At 71.9% G+C, this 20275-nt stretch carries 23 protein-coding genes; 10 read left to right on the top strand and 13 right to left on the bottom strand.

The features are described 5' to 3' along the window. Window positions 1-7: 7 nt before the first annotated feature. Window positions 8-490: a VOC family protein gene (locus ACIPTO_RS29975; RefSeq protein ID WP_366325033.1), complete on the bottom strand. Its 483-nt coding sequence runs from the start codon at window positions 488-490 to the stop codon at window positions 8-10. Between the two features lie 196 nt (window positions 491-686). Here ACIPTO_RS29975 and ACIPTO_RS29970 point away from each other — a divergent pair, with 196 nt between their 5' ends. Both ACIPTO_RS29970 and ACIPTO_RS29965 read left to right on the top strand, forming a co-directional pair. After that, on the top strand, window positions 687-1340 hold the full coding sequence (locus tag ACIPTO_RS29970) for an ATP-dependent Clp protease proteolytic subunit (protein WP_366325031.1): 654 nt from the start codon (window positions 687-689) through the stop codon (window positions 1338-1340). A 1-nt stretch (window position 1341) separates the two neighbouring features. Then, window positions 1342-1944 carry an ATP-dependent Clp protease proteolytic subunit gene (locus ACIPTO_RS29965; RefSeq protein ID WP_366325029.1) on the top strand — a complete coding sequence of 201 codons (603 nt, stop codon included), beginning with the start codon at window positions 1342-1344 and terminating at the stop codon, window positions 1942-1944. 28 nt (window positions 1945-1972) lie between these two features. Here ACIPTO_RS29965 and ACIPTO_RS29960 read toward each other — a convergent pair whose 3' ends face one another. After that, window positions 1973-2365 carry a helix-turn-helix transcriptional regulator gene (locus tag ACIPTO_RS29960; RefSeq protein ID WP_366325027.1) on the bottom strand — a complete coding sequence of 131 codons (393 nt, stop codon included), beginning with the start codon at window positions 2363-2365 and terminating at the stop codon, window positions 1973-1975. 87 nt (window positions 2366-2452) lie between these two features. Between ACIPTO_RS29960 and ACIPTO_RS29955 the strand changes: the two genes are divergently transcribed. Continuing rightward, on the top strand, window positions 2453-3226 hold the full coding sequence (locus ACIPTO_RS29955) for a class I SAM-dependent methyltransferase (protein WP_401197252.1): 774 nt from the start codon (window positions 2453-2455) through the stop codon (window positions 3224-3226). Window positions 3227-3230: 4 nt separating this feature from the next. Here the strand turns inward: ACIPTO_RS29955 and ACIPTO_RS29950 are convergent, their stop codons facing one another. Both ACIPTO_RS29950 and ACIPTO_RS29945 read right to left on the bottom strand, forming a co-directional pair. Then, on the bottom strand, window positions 3231-3692 hold the full coding sequence (locus ACIPTO_RS29950; protein ID WP_366325023.1) for an ATP-binding protein: 462 nt from the start codon (window positions 3690-3692) through the stop codon (window positions 3231-3233). Between the two features lie 83 nt (window positions 3693-3775). Beyond that, entirely contained in the window at window positions 3776-5038 is a 1263-nt protein-coding gene (locus ACIPTO_RS29945; protein ID WP_401197250.1) for a DUF6777 domain-containing protein, read from the bottom strand. A 161-nt stretch (window positions 5039-5199) separates the two neighbouring features. On the opposite strand from ACIPTO_RS29945, the gene ACIPTO_RS29940 reads away from it, so the two are divergent. After that, the gene (locus ACIPTO_RS29940) at window positions 5200-6483 is read left to right on the top strand and encodes a streptophobe family protein (RefSeq protein ID WP_401197247.1); all 1284 of its coding nucleotides are present in this window, start codon (window positions 5200-5202) and stop codon (window positions 6481-6483) included. A 90-nt stretch (window positions 6484-6573) separates the two neighbouring features. On the opposite strand, the gene ACIPTO_RS29935 is transcribed toward ACIPTO_RS29940, so the two are convergent. The 4 genes from ACIPTO_RS29935 to ACIPTO_RS29920 form a co-directional block, all read right to left on the bottom strand. Further along, a complete protein-coding gene (locus ACIPTO_RS29935; RefSeq protein WP_401197245.1) occupies window positions 6574-7566 on the bottom strand; it encodes a serine/threonine-protein kinase in 993 nt (330 codons plus the stop codon). Next, window positions 7556-8101, bottom strand: a complete 546-nt coding sequence (locus ACIPTO_RS29930; RefSeq protein WP_401197439.1) for a hypothetical protein — start codon at window positions 8099-8101, stop codon at window positions 7556-7558. The genes ACIPTO_RS29935 and ACIPTO_RS29930 overlap by 11 nt, the downstream gene beginning before the upstream one ends. Window positions 8102-8118: 17 nt before the next feature. Next, the gene (locus ACIPTO_RS29925; protein ID WP_401197243.1) at window positions 8119-10461 is read right to left on the bottom strand and encodes an FHA domain-containing protein; all 2343 of its coding nucleotides are present in this window, start codon (window positions 10459-10461) and stop codon (window positions 8119-8121) included. 72 nt (window positions 10462-10533) lie between these two features. Then, entirely contained in the window at window positions 10534-10944 is a 411-nt protein-coding gene (locus ACIPTO_RS29920) for a hypothetical protein (protein ID WP_366325014.1), read from the bottom strand. Window positions 10945-11313: 369 nt separating this feature from the next. Between ACIPTO_RS29920 and ACIPTO_RS29915 the strand changes: the two genes are divergently transcribed. Further along, window positions 11314-11715: a nuclear transport factor 2 family protein gene (locus ACIPTO_RS29915; RefSeq protein WP_366325012.1), complete on the top strand. Its 402-nt coding sequence runs from the start codon at window positions 11314-11316 to the stop codon at window positions 11713-11715. Window positions 11716-11795: 80 nt separating this feature from the next. Then, complete coding sequence (locus ACIPTO_RS29910) at window positions 11796-12083, top strand: DUF1905 domain-containing protein (protein WP_366325010.1); 288 nt, start codon at window positions 11796-11798, stop codon at window positions 12081-12083. On the opposite strand, the gene ACIPTO_RS29905 is transcribed toward ACIPTO_RS29910, so the two are convergent. Further along, a complete protein-coding gene (locus tag ACIPTO_RS29905; protein WP_401197240.1) occupies window positions 12073-13047 on the bottom strand; it encodes an AraC family transcriptional regulator in 975 nt (324 codons plus the stop codon). The two genes, ACIPTO_RS29910 and ACIPTO_RS29905, sit on opposite strands and share 11 nt — an antisense overlap. A gap of 105 nt (window positions 13048-13152) precedes the next feature. Between ACIPTO_RS29905 and ACIPTO_RS29900 the strand changes: the two genes are divergently transcribed. Beyond that, complete coding sequence (locus tag ACIPTO_RS29900) at window positions 13153-14136, top strand: oxidoreductase (RefSeq protein WP_401197238.1); 984 nt, start codon at window positions 13153-13155, stop codon at window positions 14134-14136. A gap of 15 nt (window positions 14137-14151) precedes the next feature. Here ACIPTO_RS29900 and mgrA read toward each other — a convergent pair whose 3' ends face one another. Next, on the bottom strand, window positions 14152-15144 hold the full coding sequence (mgrA, locus tag ACIPTO_RS29895) for an L-glyceraldehyde 3-phosphate reductase (protein ID WP_401197235.1): 993 nt from the start codon (window positions 15142-15144) through the stop codon (window positions 14152-14154). Between the two features lie 126 nt (window positions 15145-15270). Between mgrA and ACIPTO_RS29890 the strand changes: the two genes are divergently transcribed. Continuing rightward, window positions 15271-16161 (top strand): LysR substrate-binding domain-containing protein, encoded by an 891-nt coding sequence (locus ACIPTO_RS29890; protein WP_401197233.1) that lies wholly within the window; start codon window positions 15271-15273, stop codon window positions 16159-16161. A 27-nt stretch (window positions 16162-16188) separates the two neighbouring features. Beyond that, window positions 16189-16704 (top strand): DinB family protein, encoded by a 516-nt coding sequence (locus tag ACIPTO_RS29885; RefSeq protein ID WP_401197231.1) that lies wholly within the window; start codon window positions 16189-16191, stop codon window positions 16702-16704. On the opposite strand, the gene ACIPTO_RS29880 is transcribed toward ACIPTO_RS29885, so the two are convergent. The 3 genes from ACIPTO_RS29880 to ACIPTO_RS29870 all read right to left on the bottom strand — a co-directional run bounded on the left by ACIPTO_RS29880 (window position 16686) and on the right by ACIPTO_RS29870 (window position 18857). Beyond that, window positions 16686-17756 carry an adenosine deaminase gene (locus ACIPTO_RS29880; RefSeq protein ID WP_366324999.1) on the bottom strand — a complete coding sequence of 357 codons (1071 nt, stop codon included), beginning with the start codon at window positions 17754-17756 and terminating at the stop codon, window positions 16686-16688. The two genes, ACIPTO_RS29885 and ACIPTO_RS29880, sit on opposite strands and share 19 nt — an antisense overlap. Before the next feature lie 55 nt (window positions 17757-17811). Then, entirely contained in the window at window positions 17812-18207 is a 396-nt protein-coding gene (locus ACIPTO_RS29875; RefSeq protein ID WP_366324997.1) for a VOC family protein, read from the bottom strand. 278 nt (window positions 18208-18485) lie between these two features. Then, window positions 18486-18857: a BlaI/MecI/CopY family transcriptional regulator gene (locus ACIPTO_RS29870; RefSeq protein WP_366324995.1), complete on the bottom strand. Its 372-nt coding sequence runs from the start codon at window positions 18855-18857 to the stop codon at window positions 18486-18488. 249 nt (window positions 18858-19106) lie between these two features. On the opposite strand from ACIPTO_RS29870, the gene ACIPTO_RS29865 reads away from it, so the two are divergent. Continuing rightward, on the top strand, window positions 19107-20192 hold the full coding sequence (locus ACIPTO_RS29865; RefSeq protein ID WP_401197228.1) for a sodium-dependent transporter: 1086 nt from the start codon (window positions 19107-19109) through the stop codon (window positions 20190-20192). The last annotated feature ends 83 nt before the right edge of the window (window positions 20193-20275 follow it).

The raw sequence follows: 20275 nt of genomic DNA, 5'->3' as shown, positions 1-20275 counted from the left end.
CCGGCCGTCACTCCCCCGCGAAGGCCTTCTCCAGCGCGGCGAGGTCGAACTTGCCCATCGCCATGAAGGACTCCGTCGCACGGGCGACCTTCGCGGGGTCCGGGTCGGTGATCATCTCGATGAGCCGGGTGGGGACGACCTGCCAGGACACGCCGAACCTGTCCTTGAGCCAGCCGCAGGGGCCCGGCTCGCCGCCCCCGTCGAGGAGCTTGGTCCAGTAGTAGTCGATGTCCTCCTGGCTCTCGCACGGGATCTGGAAGGAGATCGCCTCGCTGAACGTGAACTCGGGGCCGCCGTTGAGCCCCACGAAGTTCTGGCCGAAGGCCGTGAACTCGACGGTGAGCACGGAGCCCGCCGGCTGCGGGGCGCCCTCGCCGTAGCGGCTGACGCGCCCGATGCTGGAGTTCTTGAAGATCGACACGTAGTGGTGGGCGGCCTCTTCGGCCTTGCCGTCGAACCAGAGGCAGGTGGTGAGTCGGTCGTCGGACATCGGTTCCTCCATGGGCTGCGGGGCGTCGGACACGGTCATCTGTATCGACCCCGGCCCGCGGCGAAACTCATCGGTCCCCGGGAATCTGCCCACGGCGAATCTGCTGAGGGCCTAGAAAACCGCAGGCGGACGCGTTGTCGGCCGACAGTGGAGACAGGTCACGACACACCTTCGACGTCCTCGACAAGGAGTGCCCATGTCTTCCCTCACGGCCGGTCCCTGGCCGGCCCTCATGCCCCGCGCCGAGGAGGGCGACACCCCGTCGTCCCGCTTCGACGACCACCTCGCCGCCCAACTGCTGGGCCAGCGCATCGTGTTCCTCGGCACGCAGGTCGACGAGGTCTCCGCGAACCGGGTCTGCGCGCAGCTGCTGCTCCTGTCCGCCGAGGACCCGCGCACGGACATCAGCCTGTACATCAACAGCCCCGGCGGATCGGTCACGGCGGGCCTCGCGATCTACGACACGATGCGGCTGATCCCGAACGACGTCGCCACGCTGGCCATGGGTTTCGCGGCCAGCATGGGCCAGTTCCTGCTCAGCGTCGGCACCCACGGCAAGCGCTACGCCCTCCCCCACGCGCGGGTCATGATGCACCAGCCGTCGGCGGGCATCGGCGGCACCACCGCCGACATCGAGATCCAGGCGGAGAACCTGGACTTCACCAAGCGGACCATCGAGCGGCTGACCGCCCGGCACACGGGCCAGAGCGAGGAGACGATCTCCCGCGACGGCGACCGCGACCGCTGGTTCACGGCCGAACAGGCCAAGGAGTACGGCATGGTGGACCGGGTCGTCGCCTCCCTTGACGACGTCCGCCCGGCCGCGTCGAAGCGACGGATGGGGCTCTGACATGGGGACGTACACGATTCCGAACGTCGTCGAGCGCACTCCGAACGGCGAGCGTTCCTACGACGTGTTCAGCCGGCTGCTGTCCGAGCGGATCATCTTCCTCGGCACCGACATCGACGACGGCGTCGCCAACGTCGTCATCGCGCAACTCCTCCATCTGGAGTCGTCGTCGCCGGAGAGCGAGATCGCGATCTACATCAACTCGCCCGGCGGATCGTTCACTTCACTGATGGCGATCTACGACACGATGACCTACGTCCAGGCCCCGATCTCGACGTTCTGCGTCGGTCAGGCGGCGTCGACGGCGGCGGTGCTGCTGGCCGGCGGGGACCCGGGGCGGCGATTCGTCCTGGAGCACGCGCGGGTGCTGCTCGGGCAGCCCGCGAGCGGCGGGCAGCGCGGCATGGTCTCCGATCTCGCGCTCCAGGCCAAGGAGATGGTGCGGATCCGCTCCCAGGTGGAGGAGGTGCTGTCCCGGCACACGCACCACGACATCGCCACGCTGCGCGCCGACATGGACCGGGACAAGGTCTTCACCGCGCCGGAGGCCGTGGCGTACGGCCTGGCCGACGAGGTCGTCAGCCGACGCCTCGTCCGGGCCTGAGCGATCCGGTCCGGCAGCCGGCGATCCGTCAGGCGGCGACCAGACTGAGCTGTGCGTTGTAGGGCGAACCGGCCCTGCGCTGACGCCTGTTGCGGTGCCGGCCCAGTTCGTCCCGGGCCAGCGACAGCAGGTCGCCGAGGTCGAGGCCGAGGGCGTGGGCGGCGGCCGCGAGAACCTCCGAGGAGGCCTCCTTGCGGCCCCGCTCCACCTCCGAGAGATACGGCATGGAGATCCGGGCGGCGTCGGCGACGTCCTTCAGGGTGCGCTCCTGGGCGAGCCGCTCCCGCCGCAGGACATCACCCACCAGGTCGCGCCACAGGGGTTCCTTGGGCGCGGGGACCTGCCGCTCGGGCGGACGGGGGGCCGGCTCGTGCGGGCGCAGGGGGATCACGCGGGCTTGGTTCGGCGCTTGATCGGTCACCCTCCCAGACTAGAAGCGCTGGACGTCAGGGGAAGGGGTGAGCATTCTGCCCTGGGTGGAATCACCGAGGTGAAGGGTGCGGGAACGGTGCTGCGCGACACGTTCGACGGGGCGGCCGAGCGCTACGACCGGGCCAGGCCCCGGTATCCGCGCCCGCTGGTCGAGGAGCTGGCCCGCGCGGCGGACCTCGGCCCCGGCAGCCGGGTCCTGGAGGTCGCTCCCGGCACCGGCCAGCTCACCGTCCCGCTCGCCGGGTTCGGGTGCCGGCTGACCGCCGTGGAGCTCGGCCCTTCGCTCGCCGCGGTGGCCCGGCGGAATCTGGACGCGTTCCCGCGCGTGGACGTGCAGGTCGCGGACTTCGAGCGGTGGGAGCTACCGCGGGAGCCGTTCGACCTGGTGGTGATCGCGACGGCCTACCACTGGTTCGATCCCGGCCTGTTCCTCGCGAAGGCGGCGTCCGCGCTGCGACCCGGCGGGCGGCTCGCGGTCGTCACGACACACCATGTGGCGGGCGGCACACGGGAGTTCTTCGACCGGATGCAGGCCTGCTACGAACGCTGGGACCCGGCGACTCCGCCCGGTCTGCGGATGCCCACCGAGGACGAGACGGCGACGGACACCGGGGAGTTCGAGCGTTCCGCGCACTTCCGGGACGTCACGGTGTGGCGCGGGGCGCGGGAGATCACGTACACGACGGACGAGTATCTCGACGTCCTGCTGACCTACTCGGGCCATCTCGCGCTGGCCGAGCCCGCGCGCCGGGGCCTGCTGGCCTGTCTGCGGGAGCTGCTGGAGACGCGGCACGGCGGCCGGGTCACCAAGCGCTATCTGCACGAGCTGATCACGGCCACCCGGGTGTGAGCGCCTAGCGTTCCTCGCCCCTCAGGTGGACGACGGCGCGCACCCGCTTGCCGACCGGTACCCGCTCGACGGTCACCTGCGTGGCCAGGGCGTGGACGATCTCCAGGCCGTGCCGGCCGATGCGCTCGGGGTCGCGGGCGAAGAGCCGGGGCAGGGCGACGCTGCTGTCGCAGACGGACACCGTCACCGAGGTGTCCGTGCCCTCCAGCTCCAGGATGTACGGGCCGTTGCTGTGCCGGTCCGCGTTGGTGACCAACTCGCTGACCAGCAGGAGCAGTTCGCCGTCGGATCGGTCGTCGATCGTGGCGCACCACTCGGTTCTGAGCTGTTCGAGGAACTGGTGCGTGAAGTGGCGGGCCGCTGAGATGCAGCCCGGTTCGCCGGTGTAGTGCGCCGCCCGCCGCAGCGGTTCCACGGGCACGTCGAAACGAGTCGGTATCACTACCCCGTCCCGGTGGTCGATCATGCGTGTCTCTCTCGGAATGCGGCTCTGCCGGTCGCTGTCGTATCAGTGCTCGTACCCAGCACCACGCCCGGCAGTCCCCCCGATCAGAGTGACGGTGAAATCGACTCGGACGAAACCGGCGCGCTGACCGTCGAGGCGGACGTCGTCGTCCCGTCCGACGCGGCCGAATCGGAGGGGCCGGAAGGACCGGAAGGAGCAGAGGCGTCGGAGGAGGCCGAGGACTCCGTCGACGGCGGCTCGGAGGACGGGGTGTCCGAACCCGGCGACGAGGAGGAGGGCGTCGACGGCGAGGACGGTGCGCTGGACGACGGCGGGCAGGGGCTCGGGGACGTGCCGGGTGTTCCCGGCGTTCCGGGTGCCGTGGAGGCGCACGCCGACGGGGAGTGCAAGGACGGTGACGTCGACGGGGACACGCTCGCGGAGGGGCTGGCCGGGTTCACCGGCGGCGGGGTCCTGTGGTCGTGCTTGCCCGTGTCGCCGTGGTGGCGGCCGAACCAGTGGCCGTTGTGCGGGTCGTAGATCACGAAGATGTTGACGACCTGCGGCGCGGGGGTGACCACGACGACGTCCTGGGGGCGGTACGAGGACCAGGTGTCGCCGGTGCGCTTCGGGGTGGTCTGCTGGGCGACGGGCGGCGACAGCGGGTTGCCGCAGGCGCACCGGACGCGGGGCACGCCGTGGTTGTCGACGAGGACGGCGGTGCCTGCCTGGAGGACGGCCTGGTAGCTGGTGGCGGCGCCGTCGCGGTAGCCGTGGTTGGTGACCCGGGTGTCCAGGCGCAGCTGTACGGGGGTCAGTGAGCGCAGGTAGGCGGGGACTCCGGCGGGCCGGACACCGGCGACGGACGCGAACGCCGTGTTCTTCGCCGGGGCCGCCTGGAGGGCCTTGATCTGCTGCTCGACGTCGCAGGCGGAGACGTTCTGGGTGCCGCCGTAGAGGCCGGGGGCGCCGCCGTCGACGCCGCGCACCGCGTTCGCCGGTTCGGAGGCGGCGGGGGACTCGGTGACGGGCGGGGCCGAGCTGTCGGTCGCGGTGGACTCGGTGAACGGGTCCGGGCCGGTCTTGGCCGCGGCCTGGAGGAACACCTCACCCTTGCTCGCCGTCGCGGTCGAACCACCGTCGGAGCGGGTGAGGACGACCGTGAGCACCACGGCGGCCACCACGACGGCGGTGAGGATCGCGACGCGCGGCGCCGACCTCCACCAGGGCCGGTGCGGCTCCGGCGCCCCGGCACCGCCGCCGCCCGAGGGCTGCGAGGGCGGGCCCGAAGGCGGCTGGGAGGGTCCCGACAGCGGGCCGGAGGGCGGTCCGGTGGGGCGGCCTGAAGACGGAGGTTCGACGCTCACGAGCTCTTCTTCCCGACGCGGGCTGCAAGGCCACTCGTACCGAAAAGCGACCTTTTGTCCACAACGAACCCATTGTGTGCTCGGGTCCCGGCCCGCCCGCAAGCCGACGCGGACGGCCCTCCCGGCGGGCGCGCTCCCCGGCCGCTGCTTAGCGTGACCGTGTGACCCCCCGAACCCCCTCCGACCGGGCAGTGGCCCGCCACGGCTGGCTCCAGGCACTCGGCACGGTGCTGGCCGGACTGCTCACCATGGGCGTGGTCGCCGCGCTGGGCCTCTGGGCGGCGGGCGCGGCGGACCTCCCGGACGGCGCGTTCCCCCGGGTCGTCACGGCGACGGTGGTGGCGGCGGTCGGCGGCACCCTGAGACTCTCCGGGAACGCCGGCTCCCTGGCCGACACCGCGGCGGGCCTGACCGCCGTCCCCCTCTCGGTGACCCTCGCCGGCGCCCTGACCACCGCCGCGGGCTTCCTCCGGCCCCTGCGCCACCGCGCGGTCGCCTCGGCCGCGGAACTCGTCGGCTGGGCCGCCCGCATCGCCGTCCTGTGGCTGCTCGGCCTGATCGGGCTGGCGCTGGGCGCGCGCCAGAAGTTCTCGATCTCCCTCGGCAGCGGCACCCTCGGCGACATCGGCGACCTGCTCGGCGCCTCCCCCGAGGTCGGCTTCGAGACGGACGTACCGCAGACCGTCCTCTACGGCCTGCTGTGGCTGGCCGGGGTCCTGGTCCTCGCGCTCCTGGTGTCACCCGGCGCGCCGCTCCCCACGCGCCTGCTCCGCTTCCACACGGCGGTACGCCCGGCCGCGTACGCGGTGGTGGCCCTGCTGCTGGCCTACGTGGCACTCGGCGTCGTCCTGGCCCTCGTCACGGCGGCGACCCGGGGCAACGTCACCCAGACCTTCGCCCTGATCCTGCTCGGCATGCCGAACCTCGTCTGGCTGGCCCTCACCCTCGGCCTGGGCGCCACCTGGAACGGCCGCGTCGACGGCCCCTTCGGCCTCCCCGTCCCCCACCTCCTCGACGAGGTCCTGCGCACCCCCGACGTCTCCACCCTGAACCTGCGCACCCTCGCCGCCCTCGACGGCCGTGTGTGGTGGCTGCTGGTCCTGGACGCGGTCCTGCTCCTGGCCACCGCGTTCCTGATGGCCGCGCGTTCCCCGTCCCACGTCCGCGCCTGGCAGCACGCGGTCCACCTGGCGATCGCCCTCGCCCTCGCGGTCCTCATGATCTGCCTGATCGGCCGCGTCTCCGCCCACTACGGCCTCTCCCTCCTCGGCATCGGCGACGTCGGCGGCAACCTGTCAGGAGACCTGTTCCTGAAGCCTGAGATCTGGTCGGCGGTGGGCCTGGCCGCCCTCTGGGGCCTGGTGACGGGCTTCCTGGGCGCCCAACTGGCCAAGCCGATCCACAGAAGAGGCACACCTCTCACCGAGCCGGTCAACACCCCCTAGAAACGCGCACCACCCAACTCGCCGACCGACACCCCCTAGGGGCGCGGGGAACTGCGCGACCAGCCCCCACCGGCCCGCACCCGAAGAACGTCACTCACGCACCCTGAACACCGGCTCGGCCCACCGAGGCAACGCGGGCGGCCCCTCACCCGAAGACCCCCCGCCCACCCGCAGATCCACCTCGGTCGCCGCATGCCCGACCTCACCCCCGCCCTCACCCCCACGCAACGCCGCCACGAACGCGAGACACGACACGTACCGATCATCAGGACTCTTGGCCAACGCCTTCGCGAAGACCCCGTCGACAAACCCCGGCAACCCCACCCGCCCCTCGCTCACCGCCGGAGGCATGTCGTACTGGTGCGCCCACAACAGCGCCATGTCGTCATCGCGCCGGAACGGCGGCCGGCCCGCGAGCGTCTCGTAGGCGACACAGGCGAGCCCGTACACATCGCACCGCCCGTCGACCGGCCGCCCCGAGATCTGCTCGGGGGCCACGTAGTCGAGCGTCCCGACGAACTGCCCGACCGTCGTGAACCCGGTCAGTGACAGCGACTTCTTCGTCAGCCCGAAGTCGGTGAGGTAGACGTGCTCGGGATGGTCGCTGTCGGTGCCGCGCGCCACGAGGATGTTGCCGGGCTTCACGTCCCGGTGGACGAGCCCGTGTTCGTGCGCCGCGTCCAGCGCGGAGGCGACCTGCCCGATGACGCGTGCGACCGTCGGAAGGTCCAACGGCCCTTCCCGGTCCAGGAGATGACGCAGGTCGCTGCCGGAGACATAGCGCATCGCGATGTACAGGACGCCGTCCGTCTCGCCCGCCTCGAAGACCGGGACGATGTGCGGATGGTCGATCGCGGCGGCGACCCGGGACTCGTGGGTGAAGCGTTTGCGGAACGTGTCGTTGCGGGCTAGTTCGGGGGCGAGCAGCTTGAGCGCGACGGTGCGGTCGAGGCGCAGGTCGTGGGCGCGGTAGACGACCGCCATGCCGCCGCGCCCGATCTCGTCCTCGATGCGGTATCCGGCGATCTGCTGCCCGATCAGCTCGGAGGGCCGCCCGGAGAAGAGGCTCGCGTCACGGGCCATCGGTGCTCACGACCTGGGTGGGGGCGTGGCCGGGGTCGGCCGGTTCGGCGCGCGGTGCGTCGTCGGAGGCGTAGGTGCTGAGGCGGGTCCCGTCGGTGTGGACCCAGCGTTCGTGGTCGGCGTCGTAGAGCCAGACGGACTCGCCGTCGACGACCACACCGATCCGCAGGCCCTTGGTGCGGGCCTGGAACGTGGCGCCGTCGAGGCCGCCGCCCGCGAGGTCCTCGACGGCGGCGCGGTAGCGGGCGAGGGCCTGTTCGGCGCGGGCGAGCAGCGGGCGCGGGTCGGCGGTGCGGGTGAGGGGGCCGCGGGCGGCCGGCGGGTCGTGGGCGACGGAGATGAGGTGGCGGCCGTCGACCCAGGCGGACCAGCCGTTGGAGCACAGGGCGTGGGCCCAGTCGCCGCGCCGCTCCAGCAGCTGCACGGGGAGCAGCGCGTCGAGCGGCACGGTGGGGCGGGCGGGGTCCGGTGCCTCCCAGGCGGGCATCCCGTGCTCGGGGACGACATGGGTGGGCCGGAAGCCGGGAGGCGGGATCGACATCGCGGCGGCCCCTATTTCCGCATCACGGCGGGTTCGTGCCGCCGCAGCAGCCGGGAGACCAGGAAGCCGAAGAGCAGCGACAGCACGAGCAGCATGCCCATGTTGAGCAGCCACACCCCGGCCGAGTGCCGGAACATCGGGTCGGCGGTCAGCTCGCCCGGCACGATCCGGGCCAGCCCGATGGTGCCGGCCATCCCGCCGAGCGCCCAGCGCGAGGGGACCAGCCAGGACAGCTGTTCCAGTCCCGGCACGCCGTGCAGCTTCAACAGGGCGCCGCAGAAGACCACTTGGACGATGGCGAGCAGCACGAGCAGCGGCATCGTCACCTCCTCCTTGCGCACCAGCGCGGAGACGAGCAGGCCGAGCATCATCGCGGTGAACGCCAACAGGGCGACGGCGACGGTGATTTCGATCAAGGGTGGCATCAACACCCCTTTGCCGCCGGGCGCGTCGAGGTCGACGCCGAACAGTCCGACCAGGGTGAGCACCACGGCCTGTGCCACGGTGATCGCGCCCAGGACGACGACCTTGGAGAGCAGGTAGGCCGATCTGGAGAGGCCGACGGCTCTCTCGCGCCGGTAGATCGCGCGTTCCTTGACGAGTTCGCGGACGGCGTTGGCCGCGCCGGTGAGCACGCCGCCGACGCAGAGGATGAGCAGGGCGTTCATCGCCGTGTCCCGGGTCAGCTGACTGCCGGCCAGCGCGCGGGCCATCGCGCCCATGACGAACGGCAGGGCGACCATGATGACGAGGAAGGTCCGGTCGGCGCCGAGGGCCGCGGTGTAGCGGCGGACGAGCGTGCCGAGCTGGGCGCGGCGGCTGCGGGGTCTGGGCGGCGGCGGGGCCGCGGCGACCGGGCCCGAGCCCGACCGGTGCGGCTGCGCGGTGGAGTTGACGACGTACTGGCGCCGGAACGGCGACTCCCTGAACTCCCCGGCCCAGTCCCGGTCCCGGTCCCGCTCGAAGGCTTCGAAGGCCTCCGGCCAGTGCGCGAAGCCGAAGTAGGCGAGGGCGTCGTCGGGCGGCCCGTAGTAGGCGACCTTGCCGCCGGGCGCGAGCACCAGCAGCCGGTCGCAGACGTCGAGGCTCAGGACGCTGTGGGTGACGACGATGACGGTACGGCCGTCGTCGGCGAGGCCGCGCAGCATGTGCATCACCGAGCGGTCCATGCCGGGGTCGAGCCCGGAGGTCGGTTCGTCGAGGAACAGCAGCGACGGCTTGGTCAGCAGTTCCAGGGCCACGCTGACGCGCTTGCGCTGCCCGCCGGAGAGGCTGTGCACGGGCTGCGCGGCGCGCTGTTCGAGGCCGAGTTCGCGGATGACCTCGTCCACCCGGGCCCGGCGTTCGGCCTTGGCGGTGTCCTCGGGGAAGCGCAGCTCGGCCGCGTACGAGAGGGCGCTGCGCACGGTGAGCTGGGCGTGCAGGATGTCGTCCTGCGGGACCAGGCCGATGCGCTGGCGCAGTTCGGCGTAGTCGCGGTAGAGGTCGCGGCCGTCGTAGAGGACGGTGCCGCGGTCGGCGGGGCGCTGGCCGGTGAGCGCGTTGAGGAGGGTGGACTTTCCGGCGCCGCTGGGTCCGACCACGGCGAGCAGGCACTTCTCGCCGACCGGGAACGACACCTGGTCGATCAGCACCTTGCGGCCCCGGTCGACGGCGACGGTGAGGTCCTGCACGTCGAGGGAGACCTCTCCGGTGTCGACGTACTCCTGGAGCTGGTCGCCGACGAGGCAGAACGCGGAGTGTCCGATGCCGACGATGTCACCGGGCCCGACCGGGGCGCGGGCGACGGGCTGGCCGTTGAGGTAGGTGCCGTTGTGGCTGCCGAGGTCGACGATCTCGTACGTCCCGTCGGGTCCGGCCCGCAGTTCGGCGTGGCGGCGGGAGACGACGAGGTCGTCCACGACGAGGTCGTTGTCGGCGGCCCGGCCGATGCGGACGGTACGGCTCGGCAGCGGTCGTACGGTGGTCGGCTGCCGGTAGGTGCCGGTGAAGGCCGGCATGGAGACCGCCGAGGGGCGTTCCGGTGCCGGGGCGGGGCGGTCGGCGAGGACGACGCGGGGGCCGTCGGCCGGGTTGCCGAAGCGGATCACGCTGCCGGGGCCGACGTCCCACTCCTGGATGCGGCGGCCGTCGGCGTAGGTGCCGTTCGTGCTGTGCTCGTCCTCCAGCGTCCAGTGGTCGGCGTCGGGCCGCAGGACCGCGTGGTGCCAGGAGACGCGGGCGTCGTCGATGACGATGTCGCTGAGCGGATCGCGGCCGACGTGGTAGTCGCGGCCCGGGGTCATGACCGTGGAGCCCGATTCCGTCTCCAGGAGGAGTTCGGGCGCGGTCGGCACCATCGGCCGCTCTGACATACACCGAATTCTACCGATTCGACCACGTGTGCGCCCGGTCAACGGTCAGGGGTGCGCGGTGGTCGACACGTGTCAGGCGACAGGGACGACGAGTGCCGGAACGGTCCGCTGCATCCTGAGGGCGTCGACCGACTCGGCGAGGAGTTCGTACTCGGTGGTCTCGTCGCTGATGGCGATCTGGACCAGCCGTCCGGCCGCCAACTCGTAGGCGACCTGCTCCTGTTGACCGACATCGCGGGACCAGACGCGTAACGCGCGGGGCACGTCGGGGGCCGTGTCGGCGACCGGCACCAGGGCGCCCCTGGGGAAGCGCGGGTTCTCCGGTTGGGGGTCGAGCCGGTCGGCCATCCACACCGCGCGGTCCCGTAACCACCACAGCGCGAGCGCCAGGGTCGGGGCGCGGTAGGTTCCCAGAGGCACCCCGACGCGCTGTCCGCCGCAGGTACCGTACGCGGTGACATGGCACAGGAATTCGTCGTGCACGATCACTCCCCCGTCGCGTGTCTCGATTGCCGGTCGGGCCTCGCTTTCCATGCGGCTCTGATGGCGGCTCGGGTGGCTCAAGTGGTGCGCACGATGGCGGCTTTGCCTCGTGTAGTGATGCCCTAGCTGTCGAGTATGTTCACTCCCGAAACACTGTCACCACGACTTTTTAGCCACTCTCTTGGCATATTCACCGCCTTGTTTGGCCGAAAATCTTCGGGACCCCTTTTGCGGTGGTCATCCGCCGTCATTACCTGAGGGGTAATCGACGTCCCGCACGGTCCCCGGCAAGGTAAGGGCACCGGGCCGGCAGGAAGCCGGATCCGGGTCCTGACCAGTACCGACGACCTCGCTGGAGGCTGATTCACCATGTCCGCGACCACCGATCGACACGAGAACGCCGTCGCCCGCTACTTCGAGGCCTGGAACGCGGGCGACCCGGAGGCGCTGGCGAAGGCGGTCGCCGCCGCCTGGTCCGTCGAGGGTACCTACACCGACCCGCTGGCGGCGGTCACCGGCCACAGCGAGATCGCGGAGCTGATCGCCGGGGCGCACGCACAGTTCCCGGGATTCGTCTTCCGTCCGCTGGGGACCGTCGACGGGCACCACGACACCGCGCGCTTCGCCTGGGAGCTGGTGAGCGGGGCCGGGGACAGCGCCTCCGGGGAGGGCTCGGCGCCCGTCGCCGGGTTCGACGTGATCACCCTGGACGAGGACGGCCGTATCCGCTCCGTGCTCGGTTTCCTCGACCGGGTGCCCGCGGGGGCCTGAGGACGAGCGCCCGCGCCGGCGATGACTTCTCGCGCTCGGGGCGGTCTCCTTTTCGGCAGACCCCCCGAGCGGAGGATCCCATGAGCACCGGCACCCCTTTGAACGAGGAATTCACCGCCGCGTTGATCAAAAGCCCGAACGACGGCGGCTGGACCTATCTCGTCTGGCCCGACTCCGTCGCGTTCTTCGGCACCCGCGGTCTGGTCAAGGTCCGCGGCACGATGGACGGACACCCTTTCCGCAGTTCGTTCATGGCGCTCGGCGACGGCACGCACAAACTCCCCGTGAAAGCCGATCTTCGAAAGGCCCTCGGCAAAGAGGCGGGCGATCAGGTCACCGTGCACCTCGAAGAACGCCTCAGCTCCTAGCCAGGGCCTCGTCGCGATACCGCCTCGGCGCCACCCCGACCGCCCGCTTGAAAGCGTTGCTGAAGGCGCTCTCCGAGGTGTAGCCGACGGAGCGGGCGAGCGCGCCCACCGGGGCCGTGTCCTGGCGGAGCGCCCGGGCGGCGAGGCTCATCCGCCAGTTCAGCAGATACGTCAGGGGCGGCACACCCGCCGCCTCCCTGAACCGTACGGCGAACGTGGTGCGGGACATCGCGGCTGCCCGGGCCAGCTCCTCCAGCCGCCACGGGTGGGCCGGGTCGCCGTGCATCAGGCGCAGCGCGGGGGCGAGGCGCTCGTCGGCGAGGGCGCGCAGCCAGCCGGGCGGCAGCCCGTCCGCGTCGGTCAGACAGACCCGCAGCACCTGCACGAAGATCAGCTGCGCGAGCTGCGCCGACACGAACTCGACCCCGGGCCCTCGGGTGCGCATCTCGGCCGTCAACTGCCCGATGAGCCAGCGCAGTACACCCGCCTCGGGCGAGTCCGCCCGCACGTGCACCAGCTCCGGCAGCGCCCGCCGCAGCAGGTCCCCGCGGTCCCGGCTCAGGTCGATGTGCCCGGACACGCAGACCACGTCCACCGCGTCGCCCTGCCCGAGGCGGCCCATCCGGGTGTCCGGGTCCATGACGACGTCCGCGGAGTCGGTCGGCGCGACGCCGGGCCGGCTGCACAGGGTGTACGGCTGCCCGCCGTCGGAGATGACGACGTCCCCCTCGGTGAGCCGCAGCGGCTCACCGCCGTCCCGGACCAGCAGACAGCCGCCCCGCACCACGGCGTTCACCTTCAGCCGGTCCCGACCGCGCAGCTGGATCGCCCAGTCGCCGCCGGCCGTGAACCCGCCGGAGAACACACCGCGGGCGTCGGCGACGGCGAGGGCGTCGGAGAGTGGGTCCGCGAGGGGATCAGCGAGAGGGCCGACGAGAGGATCGGAGAAGGAATCCGCGGTCATGCTCGAACTATCACGCAAGTAATGCGGACTCTCAAGTATTCGTCGTACGGATCGGCCGACCTACGGTGGTCCCACCAGCTCAAGCAGACGAGGGAGAGAGCAGACGTGACCACCGCACAGCAGCCCCTGCATTCCGGCTTCGGCGCCTCGACCACCGCCGAGGAGGTGATCAAGGGCGTCGACCTGACCGGCAAGGTCGCGATCGTCACCGGCGGCTACTCCGGCATCGGCCTGGAGACGGCCCGCGTCCTGCACGGGGCCGGGGCGCGGATCGTCGTACCGGCGCGGGACGTGGAGCGGGCCCGGGCCGCTGTCGCGGACCTTCCCGGGACCGAGGTCGCGTCCATGGACCTGCTGGACCCGGCGTCCGTCGACACCTTCGTCGGAGAGTTCCTGGCCTCCGGGCGCCCGCTGCACATCCTCGTGAACAACGCCGGGATCATGGCGACCCCGTTGGCGCGGGACGCGCGCGGCCACGAGGCGCAGTTCGCCGCCAACCACCTCGGGCACTTCCGACTGACCACCGGGCTGTGGCCCGCGCTGGTCGCGGCGCACGGCGCGCGGGTCGTGGTCCTGTCCTCGCGTGGCATCCGCTTCGCCGGGGTCGACTTCGACGACCTGCACTTCGAGCACAGGCCGTACGAGCCGTTCCTCGCCTACGGCCAGTCCAAGACGGCCAACGCGCTGTTCGCCGTCGAGTTGGACCGGCGCGGCCGGGCCGAGGGCATCCGCGCGTTCGCGGTGCACCCGGGCCGGATCATCGACACCGGCCTGGCCAGGCACCTCGACCCGGCGGCGCTCCGGGCCGCGGGCGCGCTCGACGCCGAGGGCAGGCCCGTCCTCGACCCCGGGCGCCAGCTGAAGACCGTGCGGCAGGGCGCGGCCACCACCGTCTGGTGCGCGACCAGCCCGCAGCTCGACGGTCTCGGCGGGGTCTACTGCGAGAACGTCGACATCAGCCCACTGCTCGCTCCCGAGGACGAGGCCGCCTGGGCCGACGGGGACACCACCCCCGGGGTGCTGTCCCGCGCCGTGGACCCGGACGCGGCGGCCCGCCTCTGGGAGGTCAGCGAGCGGCTCACGGCCTGACGGCCGTGCGGTGCCCTACGGCTTGATGATCGCGTCGATGCGGGCCAGCTCGTCGGCGTCGAAGTCCAGGTTGCGGGTGGCCGCGACGCTGTCCTCGATCTGCTGCGCGCTGCTCGCGCCGACCAGCGCGGAGGTCACCCGGCCGCCGCGCAGCACCCAGGCCAGCGCGAGCTGGGCGAGGGTCTGACCGCGCCCCTTGGCGATCTCGTTCAGGGCGCGCAGCTGTCCGACCAGGTCCTCGGTGAGGGCGTCCGAGTTCAGGAACGGGCTGTCGCTCGCCGCCCGGGAGTCCTCCGGGATGCCGTCGAGGTAGCGGGAGCTGAGCAGCCCCTGCTCCAGCGGGGAGAAGACGATGGAGCCGACCTGCAGCTCGTCCAGGGCGTCGAGCAGTCCCTCGTCCTCGGGGCGCCGGTCGAGCATCGAGTAGCGGGGCTGGTGGATGAGGAGCGGGGTGCCCAGCTCGCCGAGGATGCGGGCGGCCTCGCGGGTCTGCTCCGCCGAGTAGTTGGAGATGCCGACGTAGAGCGCCTTGCCCTGCTGGACCGCAGAGTGCAGGGCGCCCATCGTCTCCTCCAGGGGAGTCTCCGGGTCGGGGCGGTGCGAGTAGAAGATGTCGACGTAGTCCAGGCCCATGCGGCTGAGGCTCTGGTCCAGCGAGGACAGCACGTACTTGCGCGAACCCCACTCGCCGTACGGGCCGGGCCACATCAGGTAGCCGGCCTTGGTGGAGATCACCAGCTCGTCGCGGTACGACCCGAAGTCCGCCTTGAGCGCCTCGCCGAGCGCGGACTCGGCGGCGCCGGGGGGCGGGCCGTAGTTGTTGGCGAGGTCGAAGTGGGTGACGCCGAGGTCGAAGGCGCGGCGCAGGATGGCGCGCTGGGTGTCGACCGGGCGGTCGGGCCCGAAGTTGTGCCACAGGCCGAGCGAGATCGCGGGCAGCTTCAGACCGCTGCGTCCGGTGCGCCGGTAGGGCAGGTCCGCGTAGCGGTCGGGGTGGGCGGTGTACAACGCGACTCCAGAGGGGTTGGCACACGGGATACCGGTTCCAGGGAACCACCGCCCACTCTGTCGTGACCTGCGGGCAGTGGTCCAACAGAAGAATCCGATGGAATTCAGCGGTTACGCTTCTCAATCATGGAACTGCGTCATCTCCAGCATTTCATCGCCGTCGCCGAGGACCAGCACTTCACCCGTGCGGCCGAGCGGCTGATGGTGTCCCAGTCCGGGCTCTCGGCCTCGATCCGGGCCCTGGAACGGGAGTTGCAGACCCCGCTGTTCGTGCGCACCACCCGCCGGGTCACGCTCACGGAGGCGGGCCGGGCCCTGCTCGGCGAGGCGGAACGCATCCTGGCCCAGGTGCGCTCGGCGCACGAGGCGGTGGCCGCGGTGCAGGGCGTGCTGCGCGGCACGCTGTCGCTGGGCACCGAGCAGTGCATCGCCGGAGTGCACGTGGCGGGGCTGCTGGCCGCGTTCCGGCGCCGTCACCCCGATGTGGAGATCCGGCTGCGGCAGGCGGGCTCGGGCGCGCTGGCGGAGGAGGTCGCGGCCGGACGCCTCGACCTGGCCTTCGCCTACCGCACCCAGGCGGACACCGACCAGCTGCGCTCGGTGTCCCTCACCAGCGAGCCGATGACCGTGCTGTGCCATCCCAGCCACCGGCTCGCGAGGACCGGTGCGGCGGTCACTCCGGACGACCTCGGCGGCGAGGTCTTCGTCGACTTCCACCCGGACTGGGCCTCGCGCCGCACCACCGACGCCGTGTTCGCCGCGGCGGGCGTACGGCGGACGGTCGCGCTGGAGGTCAACGACGTGCACAGCCTCCTCGACCTGATCGACGAGAACCTCGGCATCGCGGTGGCCCCCCAGCACTTCCGCCACAAACGCGAGCCCCTCACCGCGCTCCCCCTCAAGGGCACCGGCGAGGAGGTCTACGAGACGGTGGCGCTGCTGCCGCCCCCGCAGGCGACCAGTCCCGCGGCCCGCGCCCTGATGACGATCCTGGAAACCGACACTCCGGCCGCATGACGGACGGCGATGCGCGAAGGTGGTCGTATGCATGCCAACGACATCCTCATCGACGCGTACGGCCGCATCCGGGAAGAAGTCCACGCGGCGGTCGACGGCCTCACCCCCGACCAGCTGCACGCCCGCCCCGCCGCCGACGCCAACTCCGTCGCCTGGCTGGTCTGGCATCTCACCCGGGTCCAGGACGACCACGTCGGCGAGGCCGCGGGACTCGACCAGGTCTGGCTGGCCCAGGGCTGGGAGAAGCGCTTCGGCCTCGCCCTGCCGGCCGAGGACACCGGGTACGGCCACACCGCCGCGCAGGTCGGCAAGGTGCGGGTCGAGTCGGCCGGGCAGCTCACCGGGTACTACGACGCCGTGCACGACCAGACGCTGGCGTACCTGCGCGGGCTGACGGCGGAGGACTACGACCGGATCGTGGACGAACGCTGGGACCCGCCGGTCACCCTGGGCGTCCGGCTGGTCAGCGTCCTGTCCGACGATCTGGAACACGCCGGACAGGCCGCCTATGTGCGCGGGCTGCTTCAGAGCGCGGAGGCGTAACCCGGCAGGACGACGTCCTCGATGAGGGCCTTGCGCTCGTCGTACGGGATGAACGCGCTCTTGAGGGCGTTCACCGTGACGGTGCGCAGGTCCTCGGCCGTCCAGCCGGCCTCCTCGACCAGCAGGGACATCTCGCGGGTCATCGTCGTCCCGGACACCAGGCGGTTGTCGGTGTTGAGGGTGACGCGGAAGCCGAGGTCCTTCAGGGCGGTGATGGGGTGTTCGGCGATCGACGTGGCCGCGCCCGTCTGGAGGTTGGAGGTCGGGCACATCTCCAGGGCGATCCGGCGGTCCCGGACCCAGCCCGCCAGCCGGCCGAGCTTGCCGTCGACGATGTCCTCGGTGATGCGGACGCCATGGCCGATGCGCTGGGCTCCGCACACCTGGAGGGCCTGGTGGATGCTGGGCAGGCCGTGCGCCTCACCGGCGTGGATCGTGAACGGGACGCTCTCGCGGCGCAGGTGCTCGAACGCGGCGAGGTGGTCGGCGGGCGGGAACCCGTCCTCGGCACCGGCGATGTCGAAGCCGACGACACCGGCGTCGCGGAACGCCACCGCGAGGTCGGCCGCCTCGGCGACCCGGTCGAACATCCGCATCCCGCACAGCAGCGTCCGCACCTGCACCGGCGTGCCCGCCGCCGCGGCCTTGGCCATACCGGCCGCGAGGCCCTCCTGCACGGTCTCGACGACCTCGGCGAGCGCGAGGCCGCCGTTGGTGTTCAGCTCGGGGGCGTAGCGCACCTCGCCGTAGACGACACCGTCGGCGGCCAGGTCGAGGACGTACTCCTCGGCGGTGCGCAGCAGGCCCTCGCGGTTCTGCATCACGGCGAGGGTGTGCTCGAAGGTCGCGATGTAGCGCACCAGGTCACCGGAGTTGGCCGCGTCGAAGTACCAGGCGGCCAGCTCGTCCGGGTCGGTGGTGGGCAGCGTGTGCCCGACCGCCGCCGCGAGCTCCACCACGGTGGCGGGCCGCAGGCCGCCGTCGAGGTGGTCGTGCAGCACGGCCTTGGGGAGTCGGCGGAGAGTGTCGGCGTCTATGCGCGTAGATGACATGTGCGGGGATTCCTCGGTCGTCGTTCGGTGAGCGGAGGTCGGCGGGAGCCGGGGCTCAGGCGGCGGGCTGGAGCAGATCCCAGCGGTTGCCGTACAGGTCCTGGAACACGGCGACGGAACCGTACGGCTCGTGCCGCGGCTCCTCCAGGAAGGTCACGCCCGCGGCGAGCATCCGGGCGTGGTCGCGGCCGAAGTCGTCGGTGTGCAGGAAGAACCCGACCCGGCCACCGGTCTGGTCGCCGACCCTGGCGCCCTGCGCCTCGCCCTTGGCCCGGGCGAGCAGCAGTCCGGTGCCGCCCTCGTCCGCACCGGGCGGCACCACGACGACCCACCGCGAGCCGTCGGGACGCGCCTCGTCCTCGTCCAGCCGGAAGCCGAGAGCGTCGACGTAGAAGCGGATCGCCTCGTCGTAGTCGTCCACGACGAGGGTGACCAGGGCGATACGACTCATCGGGCGTCTCCGTGCGGGGTTCCGGGCGAGGGGATTGACGGGTGAGGTTATACGTAAAACCCGTTGGGCGCCAGTCGGATTCCCCGGGGCTCCGGCTAGAGGTGAGGGCGGGGCACGGCGGATGCCGGCCGGGGTTTCGCGTCGGCCACGGCGACCGGTCCCGATGACCGCAGACGGGCGCCCCACGCGACCGGCGACCGGCGACCGGCGACCGGTGGAGCGTGGACACGCAAGAAGCCCGCCTCCCGGAACGAGGGCGGCGGGGCGTCAGTGGGCGGTCACTCCTCGCCGGACTCCAGGAGATCCCGCAGCACCCGCTCGTCGTCGGGGCTCAGCTGCGCGACGAACCGGGCCAGCACCGTCTCCCGGTCTCCGTCCCGGTCGAGTTCGGTGTGCATACGGAGGGCGGTGAGTCCCTGCGCGTCCTGCACCGGAAAGTAGGCGTATCCCCGCCCCTGCCGCCGCCGCTGCACCACGCCCTTGTCGTGCAGCCGGGTCAGGATCGTCGTCACCGTGGTGCGGGCCAGGCCCGTGTCGAGGCTCAGCTGCACCTCACCGGGCGTCTGCGGGTCACCGGCGGCCCAGAGGGCGGCCATGACGCTGGCCTCCAGCTCACCCGCCGGTCGGCGTTCATCCTTCGCATCGGCCATGGGAACGATCCTCACCCCTTCCTCGTCTACAGTTCAGTAGACCGTCTACAGAATTGTAGTCACCCGGGTGCCGTCTCGTCACCGCACCCGTGTGCCCACTCCTGTCCACTCCCACCCGCCCATTATGGAAGGCACCGTCGACGATGACCGCAGGGCTCCGCACACTCCTCCCCTCGCGCGTGTCGACGAGTCCGCACGCGATACCGGCGCTCCGTCTCCGCCCAGTTCCCACGACGGAAGAGCGCCCCGATGTGTCCCAGGCCCGCCAGGATTCCCCCCGTACCCCACCTGCTCGCCCTGCTCCGCCGCCACCTGGGCCGAGCCGTCGCCCTGACGTACGTCGCCGCGGCCGTGCTGCCAGCCCCCGGCCTGTGGCTGCGCCACCCGCACCCGACGGGCATCGCCGAACTGTCCCTGCGCACACCGCAGTTGCTCCTCGCCCTGGTCCTCTTCGGCGCCGGCCTCCAGGTCCCGCTGCGTGAACTGCGGCTGCTGGTGCGGCGCCCGGCCGCCCTGCTCACGGGCCTCGCCCTGCACATCCTGGTGCCGCTGCTGATCGTCCCGGGGGTCGCCCTCGCGCTGCGGCTGTCACCGGACCACGACGGCGGCAGCGGCATGGTCGCCGCGATGATCCTCGTCGTCGCGATGCCGGTGGCGGCCGGGGCGACGGTCTGGACGGCGAAGGGCGACGGCGACCAGCCCACGGCGGTGGGCCTGGTGCTCGCCTCCACCCTCGTCAGCCCGCTGACCGTCCCGCTCACCCTGGCCGCCCTCTGCCCGCTGCTCCGGGGCGACTACGCGGGCAGACTCGCCGTCGCCGCCCACTCGGCCGGAAACGCCTTCGCCCTGACCTCGGTCGTGCTGCCCTGCGCGGCGGGCATCCTGTGCCGGCTCGCGCTTCCCCAGCGCGCGCTGACCGGTCTCGCGGGCATCGCCGTCCCGGCAGCGCTCCCCGCGTCCCTCCTGCTGACGTACGTCAACGCCAGCGGGGTGCTGGGCCCCTTCCTGCGCCACCCGCGCCCGGTCCTCCTGCTGGCCGCGCTCGGCATCGCCGCGACGGTGTGCGGACTGTCCTTCACGCTGGGCCGGGCAGCCGCGCGGGCCCTCCGCCTCGACGCGCGCGCCGGCGCCTCGGTGACGCTGGCCTGCGGCATGAACAACAGCAGCGCGAGCGCGGTACTGATCACGACGACCCTCCCCGACCGCCCCCACATCTTGCTCCCGGTCCTGGCGTACGGCCTGTTCCAGAAGGTGGCCGCGGGACGGGTGGTCCGCATGGACGAGCGGACGAACCCGCCACCGGTCCGCTCCGGACAGCGGACCGGCACCGGATGACGGACCCGCACCGGACAGCCGCCGCCCATCCCCCAAGGGGGCCCGGGCCGCCCCTCGTCCCTCCGGCCATGACACGCTGGAGA

Origin of the sequence: Streptomyces sp. NPDC090083 (genome assembly GCF_044747445.1) — a bacterium.
In the GTDB taxonomy this organism is placed as follows: domain Bacteria; phylum Actinomycetota; class Actinomycetes; order Streptomycetales; family Streptomycetaceae; genus Streptomyces.
This window is presented reverse-complemented; position numbering and strand designations above follow the sequence as displayed.